The 14,079-nt window shown below is 63.2% G+C and carries 16 protein-coding genes; 4 read left to right on the forward strand and 12 right to left on the reverse strand.

From position 1 onward, the window contains the following. Positions 1-3: 3 nt before the first annotated feature. The 6 genes from infB to pip all read right to left on the reverse strand — a co-directional run bounded on the left by infB (position 4) and on the right by pip (position 7,326). Positions 4-2,484, reverse strand: coding sequence for a translation initiation factor IF-2 (gene infB / locus ACR0BA_RS14135; RefSeq protein WP_170359920.1), 2,481 nt, complete (start codon positions 2,482-2,484; stop codon positions 4-6). A gap of 8 nt (positions 2,485-2,492) precedes the next feature. Further along, positions 2,493-3,116: an RNA-binding protein gene (locus ACR0BA_RS14140; protein WP_170456629.1), complete on the reverse strand. Its 624-nt coding sequence runs from the start codon at positions 3,114-3,116 to the stop codon at positions 2,493-2,495. Positions 3,117-3,138: 22 nt separating this feature from the next. Continuing rightward, positions 3,139-4,758 (reverse strand): transcription termination factor NusA, encoded by a 1,620-nt coding sequence (gene nusA / locus ACR0BA_RS14145; RefSeq protein WP_093963624.1) that lies wholly within the window; start codon positions 4,756-4,758, stop codon positions 3,139-3,141. Beyond that, positions 4,758-5,348 carry a ribosome maturation factor RimP gene (gene rimP, locus ACR0BA_RS14150; RefSeq protein WP_170343129.1) on the reverse strand — a complete coding sequence of 197 codons (591 nt, stop codon included), beginning with the start codon at positions 5,346-5,348 and terminating at the stop codon, positions 4,758-4,760. Before rimP ends, nusA begins: the two co-directional genes overlap by 1 nt. A gap of 182 nt (positions 5,349-5,530) precedes the next feature. Further along, positions 5,531-6,352 (reverse strand): ABC transporter substrate-binding protein, encoded by an 822-nt coding sequence (locus ACR0BA_RS14155; RefSeq protein WP_170373227.1) that lies wholly within the window; start codon positions 6,350-6,352, stop codon positions 5,531-5,533. Continuing rightward, positions 6,349-7,326, reverse strand: a complete 978-nt coding sequence (gene pip / locus ACR0BA_RS14160) for a prolyl aminopeptidase (protein ID WP_170343131.1) — start codon at positions 7,324-7,326, stop codon at positions 6,349-6,351. Before pip ends, ACR0BA_RS14155 begins: the two co-directional genes overlap by 4 nt. 48 nt (positions 7,327-7,374) lie before the next feature. On the opposite strand from pip, the gene ubiG reads away from it, so the two are divergent. After that, positions 7,375-8,121 (forward strand): bifunctional 2-polyprenyl-6-hydroxyphenol methylase/3-demethylubiquinol 3-O-methyltransferase UbiG, encoded by a 747-nt coding sequence (gene ubiG / locus ACR0BA_RS14165; RefSeq protein ID WP_480728519.1) that lies wholly within the window; start codon positions 7,375-7,377, stop codon positions 8,119-8,121. A gap of 3 nt (positions 8,122-8,124) precedes the next feature. On the opposite strand, the gene ACR0BA_RS14170 is transcribed toward ubiG, so the two are convergent. From ACR0BA_RS14170 to ACR0BA_RS14185, 4 genes are read right to left on the reverse strand one after another with little or no spacing between them, the layout of a single operon-like run. Next, positions 8,125-8,565, reverse strand: coding sequence for a MarR family winged helix-turn-helix transcriptional regulator (locus tag ACR0BA_RS14170; RefSeq protein ID WP_170343133.1), 441 nt, complete (start codon positions 8,563-8,565; stop codon positions 8,125-8,127). Between the two features lie 14 nt (positions 8,566-8,579). After that, on the reverse strand, positions 8,580-9,410 hold the full coding sequence (locus tag ACR0BA_RS14175) for a carbon-nitrogen hydrolase family protein (RefSeq protein ID WP_170367537.1): 831 nt from the start codon (positions 9,408-9,410) through the stop codon (positions 8,580-8,582). Continuing rightward, complete coding sequence (gene grxC, locus ACR0BA_RS14180) at positions 9,410-9,667, reverse strand: glutaredoxin 3 (RefSeq protein ID WP_480728522.1); 258 nt, start codon at positions 9,665-9,667, stop codon at positions 9,410-9,412. The genes ACR0BA_RS14175 and grxC overlap by 1 nt, the downstream gene beginning before the upstream one ends. A 37-nt stretch (positions 9,668-9,704) precedes the next feature. Then, positions 9,705-10,409 carry a double zinc ribbon domain-containing protein gene (locus ACR0BA_RS14185; protein WP_480728641.1) on the reverse strand — a complete coding sequence of 235 codons (705 nt, stop codon included), beginning with the start codon at positions 10,407-10,409 and terminating at the stop codon, positions 9,705-9,707. A gap of 40 nt (positions 10,410-10,449) precedes the next feature. Between ACR0BA_RS14185 and ACR0BA_RS14190 the strand changes: the two genes are divergently transcribed. Beyond that, complete coding sequence (locus ACR0BA_RS14190) at positions 10,450-11,280, forward strand: methyltransferase domain-containing protein (RefSeq protein ID WP_480728523.1); 831 nt, start codon at positions 10,450-10,452, stop codon at positions 11,278-11,280. A 55-nt stretch (positions 11,281-11,335) separates the two neighbouring features. Next, positions 11,336-12,385 (forward strand): ferrochelatase, encoded by a 1,050-nt coding sequence (gene hemH, locus ACR0BA_RS14195; RefSeq protein WP_480728524.1) that lies wholly within the window; start codon positions 11,336-11,338, stop codon positions 12,383-12,385. A 74-nt stretch (positions 12,386-12,459) separates the two neighbouring features. Here the strand turns inward: hemH and ACR0BA_RS14200 are convergent, their stop codons facing one another. Beyond that, positions 12,460-12,642, reverse strand: coding sequence for a hypothetical protein (locus ACR0BA_RS14200; protein ID WP_005979327.1), 183 nt, complete (start codon positions 12,640-12,642; stop codon positions 12,460-12,462). A gap of 138 nt (positions 12,643-12,780) precedes the next feature. After that, positions 12,781-13,380 carry a L,D-transpeptidase gene (locus ACR0BA_RS14205; RefSeq protein WP_170365582.1) on the reverse strand — a complete coding sequence of 200 codons (600 nt, stop codon included), beginning with the start codon at positions 13,378-13,380 and terminating at the stop codon, positions 12,781-12,783. A gap of 169 nt (positions 13,381-13,549) precedes the next feature. On the opposite strand from ACR0BA_RS14205, the gene dalA reads away from it, so the two are divergent. After that, a complete protein-coding gene (gene dalA / locus ACR0BA_RS14210) occupies positions 13,550-14,068 on the forward strand; it encodes a divisome-associated lipoprotein DalA (RefSeq protein ID WP_093963636.1) in 519 nt (172 codons plus the stop codon). The last annotated feature ends 11 nt before the right edge of the window (positions 14,069-14,079 follow it).

Consider the following 14,079-nt stretch of genomic DNA (forward strand, 5'->3'; position numbering starts at 1 on the left):
AGATCAATCCAGCGTGCGGGTGACTTCCTCGCGCTCGAAGATCTCGATCACGTCGCCGGGGCGGATATCGTCGTAATTCTCGAACGCCATACCGCATTCCTGACCCGACTGAACCTCGGCCACTTCGTCCTTGAAGCGCTTCAGCGTCTTCAGCGTGCCTTCGTGGATCACCACGTTGTCGCGCAGCAGGCGCACGCCGGCCGAGCGGCGGGCAACGCCCTCGGTGACCAGACAGCCGGCAACCTTGCCGACGCCGGTGACCTTGAACACTTCCTTGATCTCCGCGTAACCGATGAACTTTTCGCGGATCTCGGCGCTCAGCAGGCCCGAAGCGGCGGCTTTGACGTCATCCACCAGGTCGTAGATCACCGAGTAGTAGCGGATCTCGACGCCCTTCTGGTTGGCGGTGTTGCGCGCCGACGCGTTGGCCCGCACGTTGAAGCCAAAGACCGGAGCCCCCGACGCTTCGGCCAGGCCGATATCGGTTTCGGTGATGGCGCCGACGCCCGAATGCAGCACGCGCACGCGCACCTCGTCGTTGCCGATCTTCTCCATCGCCTGCACGATCGCCTCGGCCGAGCCCTGCACGTCGGCCTTGACCAGAATGGGCAGCTCGGCCACGTTCTCGTCTTCTTTGGCCTTCTGCATCAGCTGTTCCAGCGTGGTCGCGGCACCGGCAGCGGCGCGCTTGTCCTTGGCAACCTGTGCCCGGTACTCGGCGATCTCACGGGCCTGCGCCTCGGTCTCGGTCACGTTCAGAACGTCACCGGCCTCGGGCGTACCGTTGAGACCCAGCACCTCGACCGGAACCGAAGGCCCGGCTTCCTGGACGCGCTCGCCCTTGTCGTTGATCAGCGCGCGGACCTTGCCGTACTGCTCACCCACGACGAAGATGTCGCCCTGGCGCAGCGTACCTTTCTGGACCAGAACGGTCGCGACCGGGCCACGGCCCACGTCCAGCTGCGCCTCGATCACGGCACCTTGCGCGGCACGGTTCGGGTTGGCCTTCAGCTCCAGAATCTCGGCCTGCAGCGCGATGGCTTCCAGCAGATCGTCCAGACCCTGTCCGGTGATGGCCGACACTTCGACATCCTGAACCTCGCCGGACATCTTCTCGACGATCACCTCATGCTGAAGCAGGTCGGTGCGCACCTTGTCCGGGTTGGCCTCGGGCTTGTCGACCTTGTTGATCGCAACGATCATCGGAACACCGGCGGCCTTGGCGTGGTTGATTGCCTCGACCGTCTGCGGCATCACAGCGTCATCCGCCGCGACAACCAGCACCACGATGTCCGTTACCTGAGCACCGCGCGAGCGCATCGAGGTAAAGGCCGCGTGGCCCGGCGTATCCAGGAAGGTCAGCGTGGTGCCGTCGTTGGTCTGCACCTGATAGGCGCCGATATGCTGGGTAATGCCACCGGCCTCGCCCGCAACGACTTTGGCGTCGCGGATCGCGTCCAACAGCGAGGTCTTGCCGTGGTCGACGTGACCCATGATGGTAATGACCGGCGGACGGGGCTGCAGGTCTTCATCCTTGTCCTCGACATCCGAGATGACATCCTCGACATCCGCATCCGAAACCCGCACGACCTTGTGGCCGAATTCTTCGATGATCAGTTCGGCAGTGTCGGCGTCGATGGTCTGGTTCTGCGTGACCATCATACCCATGTTCATCAGCGACTTGACGACATCGGCGACGCGTTCGGCCATACGGTTGGCCAGTTCCGATACGACGATCGCCTCGGGCAGTTGAACCTCGCGGATCACCTTTTCCCGTTCGACCGAGCCGCCCATGGCTTTCTGCCGCGCACGCTCCTGCTTGCGCTTCATCGATGCCATCGAACGCTGCCGACCACCTTCACCGCCCGACAGCGCCTGATTCAGGGTCAGCTTGCCCGAACGGCGGCCATCATCACGGCCCTTGCCGCGCGTCTGACGCTGTTCGCGGTCCGCCTTGCGCGGTGTTTCCGCTGGCGCAGGCTTGCTGGCTGCGGGGGCCTTGGCCTTGGGCGCCTCTTTCGCGGCCGCGGCTTCTGCTGCGGCGCGCTGAGCGGCTTCTTCGGCCTCTTTCTGCTTGCGCTCTTCTTCCTCGGCTTTCTGCCGGGCTTTTTCCTCGGCCTCGCGCTGTTCGCGCTCTTTGGCCTCCTGTTCGGCGCGGCGGCGTTCACGCTCTTCGGCGCGCGCCTTTTCCTCGGCCTCGCGGCGTTCGGCTTCCTCGACCTCACGGGCCTTGGCCGCCTGCAACGCCTTCAGGCGCCGATTCATCTCGGCATCGGAAATCCCGGCCGGCCGGCGCGAAGGATCACCCGACGGCGCAGCGCCACCGCTGGGCTTGGACGCTCCCGGCTTGGGAACCACCACGCGCTTGCGTTTGGTTTCCACCACGACATTCTTGGTGCGTCCGTGGCTGAAACTCTGTTTCACATTCCCGGGGCGCGCCCCACCACGAAGACCCAATGTCTTTTTGCCGTCACTATCGCTCATAAAGCTTCTTACCCTTCCGCGCGGCCCTTGCCGCCGTCATCCATATCGCGCAAGCCACGCAGGCGCTGCGCTTCCTCTACAACACGTTTGGCGAGTCCGCCAGAGGCGAGCGCCGCATGAATCACCGTTTGGCGCCCAAATGCCGCCCCAAGCTCGTCTGCGGTCAGCCAGCCAATGTATTTCCCGAAATGCGGCGTGCTCAGCTTGGACTTGCCGCGCCCGGAACCATCGACCGCCTGAATCAGAACCCAGGCCTCTTCGCGATCAAGCCAGGACTTGACCTTTTCATACCCGGCGACCGCATCGCCGGACTTTCGCGCCAGGCTGATCAATTCGATCACGCGGCGCGACAATTGACGCTCCACCTCGTCCACAAGGTCCTGCGGTACAGTCACCTGCGCCTTGAACCCGCGTGCAAACAGCTTCTTGCCGACGGCCGTGCCCAGCGCCTTGCGATCCGCCGAGACATAAACGCCCCGACCCGGCAACTTGGACGCGACATCCGGGAAAACCTGCCCATCCGGGCCGGTTACAAAGCGGATCAGCCCGTACCGAGGCTGCACCTCGCCCGTGGCGATGCATTTCCGCTCTGGCCCTTCGGACCGTTCCTTTTGGACGCCACCGCGACCCATGTGTGCCACCCGAGGCCTGGAATCAGGCCTCGGCCTCCTCGTCTGCTGCTTCGTCCTCGACGTCTGCCTCGGGCTGCTCCAGATCGGCGGGGTCGACCCAGCCCAACATGACCCGAGCGGTCATCACCAGATCCTGCGCCTCTTCCAGCGTCACGCCAAAGGGTTCGAGAATACCGTCATCCTTGACCCGCTGGCCATCAACCGTGGTCCAGCCTCCGGCCAGTTCCCAGTCAGCGCAGGTTGCAAAGTCTTCCAGCGTCTTGACGCCGTCCTTGGCAAGTGCCTCAACCATTTGGGGTGTCAGACCCTCAAATTCAATAAGGCTGTCCTCGGCACCCAGGCTGCGGGCGCTGTCCAGCGCCGCCTTGGCCTGCGCCTCGAGGAATTCGCGCGCACGCGCTTGCAGCTCGTTCGCGGTGCCTTCGTCGACGCCATCGATCACCAGCAGTTCGTCCAGCTCGACATAGGCCACTTCTTCCAGGTTGGTGAAGCCTTCCGAGACCAGCAGCTGGGCAAAGAACTCGTCCAGGTCCAGGCTGTCCATGAACAGCTGCGTGCGGGCTTCGAACTCCTTCTGACGGCGCGCCGATTCTTCGGCCTCGGTCATGATGTCGATGTCCAGACCGGTCAGCTGGCTGGCCAGACGCACGTTCTGACCACGGCGACCGATCGCCAGCGAAAGCTGTTCCTCGGGCACGACGACTTCGATCTTGCCGGCTTCTTCGTCCAGAACCACCTTGGAAACCTCGGCGGGCTGCAGCGCGTTCACCAGGAAGGTCGGCTGGTCTTCGTTCCACGGGATGATGTCGATCTTTTCGCCCTGCAGCTCGTTCACGACGGCCTGCACGCGGCTGCCGCGCATACCAACGCAGGCGCCGACGGGGTCGATCGAGTTGTCATACGAGATGACCGCGATCTTGGCACGCGAACCGGGGTCACGGGCCACGGCCTTGACCTCAATGATGCCGTCATAGATTTCCGGCACTTCCATCTTGAACAGCTCGGCCATGAACTCGGGCGCCGTGCGCGACAGGAAGATCTGGTGACCGCGCGTTTCGCGGCGCACTTCCTTAATGTAGGCGCGCACCCGGTCATTGGGGCGATAGCTTTCGCGACCGATCTTGTCGTTGCGGCGCAGAACAGCCTCGGCCCCACCCAGATCGACGATCACGTTGCCGAATTCCTCGCGCTTGACGGCGCCGTTGATGATGGTGCCGACACGATCCTTGAAGTCTTCGTACTGGCGGTCACGCTCGGCCTCACGAACCTTCTGCAGGATCACCTGCTTGGCCGACTGAGCGGCGATCCGGCCCATTTCCACCGGCGGAACCTCTTCCACGAAGACATCACCGATCTCGGGCGATTCCATGTATTGCTTGGCCTGCTCGACGGTCATCTCTGCCTGATAGTTCTCAAGCTCGTCATCCGCGACCACGGTGCGGACCCGGGTAAAGGTCGCCTTGCCGGTCTTGCGGTCGATGGACACACGGATGTCCATTTCCGCGCCGTAGCGGCTCTTGGCGGCACGGGCGAGCGATTCCTCCATCGCTTCGACGACCAGACCGGGGTCGATCATCTTTTCGCGGGCCACAGCCTCGGCGGTCTGCAACAGCTCAAGCTGGTTTGCTGAGGTGATTGCCATCAGTTCGTCTCCTCTTCGGACCCTTCGGTCTCAATCTCGTCGAAAGCGTTTTCGTTCAGGGCGCCGGCATCCTTGCGCTGGCGCAACATTTCCTTGATCAGGTCATCAGTCAGGACCAGCTTGGCATCGCTCAGCCAGTCGAATTGCAGACCGATTGTCACGGTATCTTCGCCGTTGGGGATGTTGATCAGAACCTCATCCCCTTCGACACCGGCCAGTTCCCCTTTGAAGCGGCGGCGGCCGTCGATCAGTTCGGTGGTTTCCAGCTTGGCCTCGTAGCCCTCGAACATCTCGAAGTCCTTCAGCCGCGTCAGCGGGCGGTCGATGCCAGGGCTGGACACCTCGAGCGTATAGGCGTCGAGGATCGGGTCCTCGACGTCCAGCGTGGCGCTGACCGCGTTCGAGATCTCGGCGCAATCATCCACCTCGATGCCGCCATCGGGCTTGTCGGCCATGATCTGCAGCGTAGTCTGCTTGCCGCTCATCAGGCGGATGCGGACCAGCTCGTACCCCAGATCCTCGATCACCGGAGTGATGATCTCGGCCAGTCGTCGGTCGATCGCCGCCTTGGCTATCAGGTCGTTTGTCATATGGTGCTCTACCCTTCAATCGGGCACAAAAAAACGGGCGCGCGGCCCGTCGAATTTTCCGGTGGAGCCTCGGACCAGAAGTCCGACACGCCGCTGTTGCAACTGCATATACGCAGGACGCCCCGAGTCTGCAACCCCTGCCGTCAACCAACGGACAATCCGCGTCAGTTTTCAGGTCGGTCTCAGGCCATCCACCAGCGTTCCGCGATGCGCCCATCGTCCAACGGCGCGCCCCGCCCGATCCGGCGTGGCAGACCCACGGTGCCGGAGATTGCCAGCGACATCTCTGATTCGTTGGGGAAGAACCGCACGCCACCCAGACCGCGCAGCCCTTGAGCCGCCGGCAGCACCGACACGTCCACATAGCGGTCACGCAGCGCCTCGGCCCGCACGGCCGGGTCGGGGATAACGATGATGTCGACCGCCTCCAGCCAGCCGGCCTGGCCATCCTTGTAGTGGCCCGCGACCCGGCGGCCGCGGAAATGGCGACCGTCTTCGGCCCGTTCGACCCGGTAGCACCCGGTGCCGTTCGCCTGCTGCAGCGGAGAAACGCTTTGCCCGTCGCGGGTAATGACGAACCGGGTATCGGCCAGCAGGAACGGCAGGCCGGGATTGGCCTCGGCCAGTTCGATCCGGATGCGGTCCGGCGCCAGCGCTTCGGCGCGCCCGACCTCGGACAGGACCGCCAGAACATCCCCGGCCGTCAGCGCCGCACCGTCGTGAAACACCGCATCGGCACGCAGGTCGAAGGTCCAGACCCGGGCTTCGGAATCGGTCTGCCAGGCGGTCGCCAGCTCGCCGCGCAGAGTGCCGTCCGGCGCGATCTCGGTCAGGGTGTCGAACACCGCACCCCGGGCCAGCCGATCCAGGCTGTCGTCACGCGGTACGGCGATGCGCAGCACGCCGCCCGATTTCGGCGTATCCGCCAGCGAGGCCCCCGTCGCGGCCAGCAGGGCTGCGGCGGCACCCGAGGTGAACAGGGCACGGCGGTCGATGCGGGTCATGCCACCTCCTGCGCGGTTCGGTCCATGATGCGCACAAGTTCGGCACTGATCCCGGGCTCCGACAGGGCGTGACCGGCCTGCCGCACCATCTTCAGCTCGGCCTCGGGCCACTTCTCGGCCAGGTTCCAGGCCGCCTGCGGGGGGCAGATCATGTCGTACCGGCCTTGCACGATATGGCCAGGGATATGTGCGATCCGGTCCATCTGATCCAGAATCTGGCCGTCATATTCCAGAAACGCCTTGTTGATGAAATAGTGATTCTCGAGCCGCGCGAAGGTGCGCGCATATTCGCCGGGGCTTTCACCGACGGCCCCGTTCGTGTGGATCGAGGCCAGCGCGTTTTCCCAGTGCGACCAGGCGCGGGCGTACAGGATTTCGGTCGCGCGATCGCCCGAAAACAGCCGCTTGTTGTAGGCGCCGATGGTGTCGGACAGTTCCGAGTCGCGCAGCAGCGAGGTGAAGCGCGCCCATTGTTCGGGCCAGAACTTGCCGGCCCCGCCGCCATAGAACCAGTCGAGTTCCGCCTGCGTTGCCAGAAACACGCCGCGCAGAACCAGGCGGGTCACCCGGTCGGGATGGGTTTGGGTATAGATCAGCGCCAGCGTGGCGCCCCAGCTGCCGCCGAACACGATCCAGTCGTCGATCTCGAACAGTTTCCGCAGACGCTCGATATCGGCCACCAGGTGCCAGGTCGTGTTGTTCTCGACCGAGGCCGTGGGCCGCGACCGGCCGCAGCCGCGCTGGTCGAACAGAATCACCCGGTAGACCTCGGGGTCGAAATAACGCCGCATGGCCGGGCTGCAGCCGCCGCCGGGGCCGCCATGCAGAACCACCACGGGAATCCCGTCGGGATTGCCGCATTGTTCCACATAGATGCGGTGCCCGTCGCCCATATCCACCACGCGCTGGTCGAACGGATCGACCGGCGGGTAAAGATATTGCACTGCGCGCTTTTGGTCCGGGTACTTGTCCATTATGGCCCTATATAGTCTTACAGCGTAAAAGAGCACACGGAGACAGGAATGCAAGCGCATCCGAACACGGTGGACCCGTCCGAGATCGCAAAATTCGAGGCCATGGCCGCCGAATGGTGGGACCCGCACGGGAAATTCAAACCTCTGCACATGCTCAATCCGTGCCGTCTGGACTATATCACACAGCAGATCGCGGGCGAATTTGACCGGGACCTGACGGCGGCGAAACCGTTCGCGGGCCTGCGCCTGCTGGATATCGGCTGCGGCGGCGGGTTGCTGAGCGAGCCGATGGCGCGGCTGGGCGCCGAGGTCGTGGGCGCCGACGCGGCCGAGCGCAACCTGCCCGTGGCCCGCATCCATGCCGAGCAATCCGGCCTGCAGATCGACTATCGCCACACCACCGCCGAGGCGATGGCCGACGCGGGCGAGCAGTTCGACGTGGTCCTGAACATGGAGGTGGTCGAGCATGTGGCCGATCCGCTGGCCTATCTGACCGCCACACAACAGCTGTTGAAACCCGGCGGGCTGGAAATCTGTTCGACCATCAACCGCAACCCGAAATCCTATGCGATGGCGATTTTCGGGGCCGAGGTCGTTATGCGCTGGCTGCCACGCGGCACCCATGAATGGTCCAAGTTCATCACCCCGGACGAGCTGTTTGACCTGCTACGTCAGGCCGGTCTGAACCCGGTGGACCGCAAGGGATTCGTCTTCAACCCGATCACCTGGAGCTGGTCGATCTCGGACCGGGATCTGAGCGTGAACTATGTCACCGCCAGCGTGAAGCCGGGCTGAGGTCTATTCCTCTTCCAGCTTCATGCGCAGGTCGCGCAGAACCGGCAGGGTCGTGCGCACACGCTCAAGGCCCAGCTCGCCCACGACCCGGTTGATCAGAGGCGCGATGGCCGAGATCGCCTGATCCCGCGCCCGGCGGCCGGCCGGGCTGATCGCCACCATCTTGCGGCGGGCATCGTCCCAATCGGGGCGGATGTGGATGTATCCGGCCCATTCCAGCTTGGCCAAGGTGTTGGTCATCGCCCCACGGGTCACATGGAATGTGCTGGCCAGTTGGGCAGGCGTCCGCTCGCCTCCCACGAACACCAGGTGGTTCAGCACCGAGAAATGCGAGATTTCCATGCCCTTGGGCAGCACCCGGCTCAGCCGGTTCCGCAGCAATTGGTCCGCGGTCAGGATCTCGCTGAACAGCGCGACCGCAAGGGCGTTGGTTTCGTCAGTCATTACCCGGTTCTGGATCAGGGCCCGTCGAACGGGCGAACATGTGTCAAGGACGGCACGCGCCGCCGTGCCTCTGTAACAGACCTATCATCCAGATCAAAAAAGTGAATGCCGGTCTGAGTGCCTGCGTCGATCAGCACCTCGCCCCAGGGCGACACGACCATGCTGTGCCCGTGGGTATGGCGCGTCTTGCCGCGGGTCTTGGGGTGTTCCCCGGTCTGCGCGGGGGCAATGACCCAACAGCCGGTCTCGATGGCGCGGGCGCGCAGAAGCGGCTCCCAATGGGCCGCGCCGGTCACCGGAGAGAACGCAGCCGGAACCGTCAGGATCGTGGCCCCGCCCTGTGCCAGCGCGGCGTGCAGATGCGGGAACCGGATGTCATAGCAGATGGTCATGCCGACCTTGCCGAAGGCGGTCTCGGCAATCACCGCCCGCGACCCGGGCCGATAGCTGGCCGATTCGCGAAAAGTCTCGGTCTCGGTGACCTGCACGTCGAACATGTGGATCTTGTCATAGCGCGCGACGATCCCGCCCTGCGGGTCGATCATGTAAGACCGGTTGGCGAACCGCCCGTCGGCGTCATGAGTCTTCAGCCCCAGCGATCCGATCAGCAGCCACACGCCCAATTCCGCCGCCTGTTCGCGCAGGCCCGCCAGTGTGATGTCGTCTTCCTCGTGCTGCAGCACCTCGCGTTGGCGCGTTCCGCTGGTCGAAACGCAGTTGGTGACCTCGGGCGTCAGGATGAACGTCGCGCCCTTGCCCGCGGCCTCGTCCATCATGGCGCGCACCATGTCCAAGTTCGCGGCCGGGTCGTCCGACGAGGTGATCTGCAGCAGGGCGGTTCTCATCAGGCGGCCAACAGCGGGTCCAGCTTGCCGGCCTGTTCGAGTTCGTACAGATCGTCGCAGCCACCGACATGGGTGTCGCCGATGAAGATCTGAGGCACCGTGCGCCGCCCGCCCGCCTGCTGGATCATCTCGGGCTTGCGTTTGGGGTTCATCAAAACGTCGATTTCCTCGAAGGCGACGCCTTTCTGATTCAGCAGCCGTTTGGCCGCGTGGCAAAAGCCGCACAGCGGCGAGGTATATATGACAACCGGTTTCATGGTCCGTTCCCTTGGATTTCGCGCAATCTAGGGGGAATTAGGCATCCTTGGCAACGCGCGCCAGTACCAACACGGAAATATCATCCGCCCCGGCCGCCCGGCAGGCGCGGGCGCAGGCCGCCAGGGTTGCACCCGATGTCATCACGTCATCGACCAGCAGCACGTGGCGCCCCGTCAGGCGGTCCGCCCGGCGCGGATGCACGGTGATCGCATCGCGCAGCGTATCCGCACGCTCGGCCGCCGTTTTGCCTTCCAGCGGTGGGGTACGCCGCTTGCGTATCAACAGATCCGGACAGACCGGCAGGCCCGCCTCCATTCCCAGTTGGAGCGACAAAAGAGCGGACTGGTTGTATCGGCGCTTCAGCAGCCGCGACCAATGCAGCGGCACCGGGGCGATCACCGTATCCGGTCGAAACAGGGTGCGACCGGCCTGCGCCATCCAACGCGCCGCAGGTTTTGCCAGTTCGGAACGATCCCCGTGCTTCAGGGACAGAACCAGTGACCGCGCCCGTCCCTGATACAGCAATGCCGCGCGCCCCTCGGCCCACGGTTGTGGGCGGCGCAAACAATCGTCGCAGTCGATTCGGTGACCATCATCGCTGCCAGGCACCGGCGCACCGCAACTGTGGCAGACCGTCCCGCCGATGAACGGGGTCTCGCGCCAGCACGGCCCGCACAGGCCGAAATCCGAGGCCGCCATCTCGCCGCAGCCGATGCAGCGTGGCGGATACACGACCTCGATCGCGGTTTGAATCCGCTGCCATATGCGATAATTGCGGCTTATGGATTTGCCAGCACCCAATGCACCCTCGCTGTTCGATCGCAAAGCGCTTGCGGCACACCGCGCGCGGATCAGCGACGAAGCCCTTTTTCTGCACCACGCCGCCATGGACGAGGTGCAGGATCGCCTTTCCATGGTTAACAAATCCTTTACCGCGCCAGCGATCGTAACCCCCTGCCCCGCCATCTGGGCGCCGGTCCTGCCGGGCGCCAAGGTCGTGGCCGATGACGACGTGCTGGACCTCAAACCCGCTGCGCATGACCTGGTGGTTCATGCGATGGCCCTGCATTGGGCCAACGATCCGGTGGGCCAGTTGATTCAATGTATCCGCGCGCTGCAGCCGGACGGATTGTTGTTGGTGATGTGTCTGGGCGGTGAAACCCTGCACGAATTGCGGGCCGCGCTGGGTCAGGCCGAGGTTGAGGTGACCGGCGGTCTCAGCCCCCGTGTCGCGCCGATGGCCGAGTTGCGAGATCTTGGCGCGCTGCTGCAGCGTGCGGGTTTTGCATTGCCCGTTGCGGACAAAGTGTCCCTGACGGCGACGTATCGCGATCTGTGGCACCTGATGCGGGACCTGCGCGCGATGGGTGAAACCAACGCCATGACCCAGCGGTTGAAACACCCGTCGCGCCGCGCGGTGTTTTCCAAGGCCCAAGAGATTTACGCCGCGCATTTCACATCTCCCGAAGGCCGGCTGACTGCCACTTTCGAGTTGATCTGCCTGACGGGCTGGGCACCGGATGCCAGCCAACCCAAGCCGCTGCGCCCCGGTTCGGCCCAGATGAGACTGGCCGACGCCCTTGGCACCAAAGAAGGCAAACTGTCCGATTGACCCGCTGACGGAACCGATTATTTCAGCCTCTAAACCAGAATTCAGGAAGCTCACCATGTTCGATGCCACCCGCCCGGAACACGCTCAGGCAGACCACCCAAAAGTGAAGATGGGCCGTGTCGGCGTTCTTCTGGCCAATCTCGGCACGCCGGATGACTACAGCTATTGGCCGATGCGCCGCTATCTGAACGAGTTCCTGTCCGACCGGCGGGTGATCGACTATCCGGCCTGGAAATGGCAGCCGATCCTGCAGGCCATCATCCTGACCAAACGTCCCTTCAGCTCAGGCGCGGCGTACAAGTCGATCTGGAACCACGACAAGGGCGAAAGCCCGTTGATGACCATCACCAAGGACCAGACTGCCAAGATGCGTGAGGCGATGCAGGAACGCTATGGTGACAAGGTCATGGTGGATTTCTGCATGCGTTACGGAAACCCCTCGACCAAGTCAAAGGTCCGCCAGATGGTGGCCGAGGGCTGCGACCGCATCCTGTTCTTCCCGCTGTATCCGCAATATGCCGGCGCCACGACCGCAACCGCGAACGACCAGTTCTTTCGCGCACTTATGGACGAGGCGTGGCAGCCCGCCAGCCGCACGGTACCGGCCTATTTCGACGAGCCGGCCTATATCGACGCCCTGGCGCAGTCGGTCGAGCGCGCCTATGCGGCCATGGAGACCAAGCCGGACGTTCTGGTCTGTTCCTATCACGGCATGCCGGAACGCTATCTGATGCAGGGTGATCCGTACCACTGCCAGTGCGCCAAGACGTCACGGCTGCTGAAAGAGCGGCTGGGCTGGTCGGATGATCAACTGGTGACCACCTTCCAGTCGCGATTCGGACCCGAGGAATGGCTGAAGCCCTACACTGTCGACCACGTCGCGGAACTGGCCCGGCAGGGCAAAAAGAACATAGCCGTCATTGCCCCGGCATTTTCTTCGGACTGCATTGAAACGCTGGAAGAGATCAACGAAGAGATACGCGAAAGCTTTGAGCACGCCGGCGGTGAAAGCTTTACCTACATTCCCTGCCTCAACGACGAGGACGCGCATATCGCCGCCTTGGGCAAGGTTGTCGAGGACAACCTCAAGGGCTGGCTGGACTGAATCGGCCCGGGATTAAGCACGAAAAAAGGCGGTGGAGATCCACCGCCTTTCTTTTTTGTCGTAGTCCGTTGGACTTAGCCTGCGGCAACAGCTGCGGCAACAACGACCAGCAGGATCAGCGGCAGGATGATACCCTGCGACGAGCCCTGGGTTTCTTCGACGACAACAGGTGCCTCAACAACCGGCTCTTCCAGGTTGCCAGCATATGCGGTCGAAGCAGCAGCGGTCAGTGCAGCAGCGAGTACAAGTTTCTTCATATTAACCTCCAGAGTTTGCGCGATCCCAATTGCGGAACCACACACCTAAGACTTACCTCGTAGTTTTTTCTAATCAGCAAAGCAGAACGAATGCAATTGCAACTTGCAGTGCAAGCGGGTTGGCGCGCGAAAATGTCGTCAAATTAGCAACACTTGCGTCCCGACCTTCGCCATGGCGTACAGCTCTGCGATGTTCTCGTTGAACAACCCGATGCACCCGTTCGACGACCGGCGGCCAATTTTCCGCGTATCGTGGGTTCCGTGGATCCTGTAATACTTCCAGCTGAGATACAAAGCGTGCGTTCCCAGCGGGTTATCGGGCCCCGGAGGGATGTAATCCGGCCATTCCGGGTTTCTTTTCTTCATCGACGGCGTCGGCGACCAGCTGGGCCCTTCGACCTTGCGGATGACACTTGTGCGACCGCGGCGGGTCAGCTCTTCGGTCAGCGGAACCGAGGACGGGTACAGCTTGTAGACGGTCTGATCTTCCGACCAGTAGTGCAAAGCGCGGGAAACGGTGTCGACCAGAATCGCCCCGTTCCGGGTGTTCGAGAAGTAGGGCTGCCACTGCTGCGCCTTGAACCCCGACACGTTGCGGCGAACGGCCGGTTCAGGCTCGGGTGCAGGGCGCAGTGGGTCGCCCGGTATGTATTGGGCGATCGCCGGGCTGGCGAGCAAAGACGATGCGCCTGCGAGGAATCCGCGGCGGGACGAAGAGAAAACGCGTTTCTTGACCATGGTGACAGGTCCTCTGCGAAAGATGTGCAAGAATCCGCTTTATGTTATTGCCAGAATGCTTCAGTCGCAAATCAAACCGGCAGAATCATGCGGGTTCGTGCATTTGAGCCTTTGCTCATGGGCCGCTGGCAGGGTATTGCCAATTGGAAACAAGCAAACCGGACTCATCATGACGCGCATATTTTCCCTGCTCTTGATTTGCCTTGTCGCGCTGGCGGCATGTACCGACGTGAGCGGCACTTCAACCCTTGGTGCGGATGGGCGCCCGCTGCCCAAAGCCTACAAGATCCGGGGAAATCCCGAAAAACTGCAGTTCCGCATGCTTGATTCCGTAAACGCCCTGCGGCAGGCGTCGGGACTGCAGTCGGTGCAGTTGAACGCGCAGTTGAACGCAGCGGCGGCGACGCACGCCAAGGACATGTCGCGGCAGAACCGGCCCTGGCATTTCGGCTCGGACGGATCTTCGCCGCTCGACCGGGTGGCCCGTGCCGGTTATGCGGGGCGTTTCCTGGGTGAAGCGATTTCCGAGACCTACGAGACCGAAACCGAAACCCTGGCCGCGTGGATGCAGGAACCGGGTCCGCGATCGGTGATCATGGACCCGCAAGCAACCCAGATGGGGTTTGCATGGCACCAGGAAAACGGCGGGAAGATCTGGTGGACGCTCGAGATGGGAACCGGCGGTTAAGCATGGCCCCA

The organism is Ruegeria sp. CI5, from assembly GCF_056536885.1.

What these genes read in the sequence shown, in the direction of transcription:
- infB (WP_170359920.1), bottom strand. Translation starts at nt 2,484, where the DNA reads ATGAGCGATAGTGACGGCAAAAAGACATTGGGTCTTCGTGGTGGGGCG.
- ACR0BA_RS14140 (WP_170456629.1), bottom strand. Translation starts at nt 3,116, where the DNA reads ATGGGTCGCGGTGGCGTCCAAAAGGAACGGTCCGAAGGGCCAGAGCGG.
- nusA (WP_093963624.1), bottom strand. Translation starts at nt 4,758, where the DNA reads ATGGCAATCACCTCAGCAAACCAGCTTGAGCTGTTGCAGACCGCCGAG.
- rimP (WP_170343129.1), bottom strand. Translation starts at nt 5,348, where the DNA reads ATGACAAACGACCTGATAGCCAAGGCGGCGATCGACCGACGACTGGCC.
- ACR0BA_RS14155 (WP_170373227.1), bottom strand. Translation starts at nt 6,352, where the DNA reads ATGACCCGCATCGACCGCCGTGCCCTGTTCACCTCGGGTGCCGCCGCA.
- pip (WP_170343131.1), bottom strand. Translation starts at nt 7,326, where the DNA reads ATGGACAAGTACCCGGACCAAAAGCGCGCAGTGCAATATCTTTACCCG.
- ubiG (WP_480728519.1), top strand. Translation starts at nt 7,375, where the DNA reads ATGCAAGCGCATCCGAACACGGTGGACCCGTCCGAGATCGCAAAATTC.
- ACR0BA_RS14170 (WP_170343133.1), bottom strand. Translation starts at nt 8,565, where the DNA reads ATGACTGACGAAACCAACGCCCTTGCGGTCGCGCTGTTCAGCGAGATC.
- ACR0BA_RS14175 (WP_170367537.1), bottom strand. Translation starts at nt 9,410, where the DNA reads ATGAGAACCGCCCTGCTGCAGATCACCTCGTCGGACGACCCGGCCGCG.
- grxC (WP_480728522.1), bottom strand. Translation starts at nt 9,667, where the DNA reads ATGAAACCGGTTGTCATATATACCTCGCCGCTGTGCGGCTTTTGCCAC.
- ACR0BA_RS14190 (WP_480728523.1), top strand. Translation starts at nt 10,450, where the DNA reads ATGGATTTGCCAGCACCCAATGCACCCTCGCTGTTCGATCGCAAAGCG.
- hemH (WP_480728524.1), top strand. Translation starts at nt 11,336, where the DNA reads ATGTTCGATGCCACCCGCCCGGAACACGCTCAGGCAGACCACCCAAAA.
- ACR0BA_RS14200 (WP_005979327.1), bottom strand. Translation starts at nt 12,642, where the DNA reads ATGAAGAAACTTGTACTCGCTGCTGCACTGACCGCTGCTGCTTCGACC.
- ACR0BA_RS14205 (WP_170365582.1), bottom strand. Translation starts at nt 13,380, where the DNA reads ATGGTCAAGAAACGCGTTTTCTCTTCGTCCCGCCGCGGATTCCTCGCA.
- dalA (WP_093963636.1), top strand. Translation starts at nt 13,550, where the DNA reads ATGACGCGCATATTTTCCCTGCTCTTGATTTGCCTTGTCGCGCTGGCG.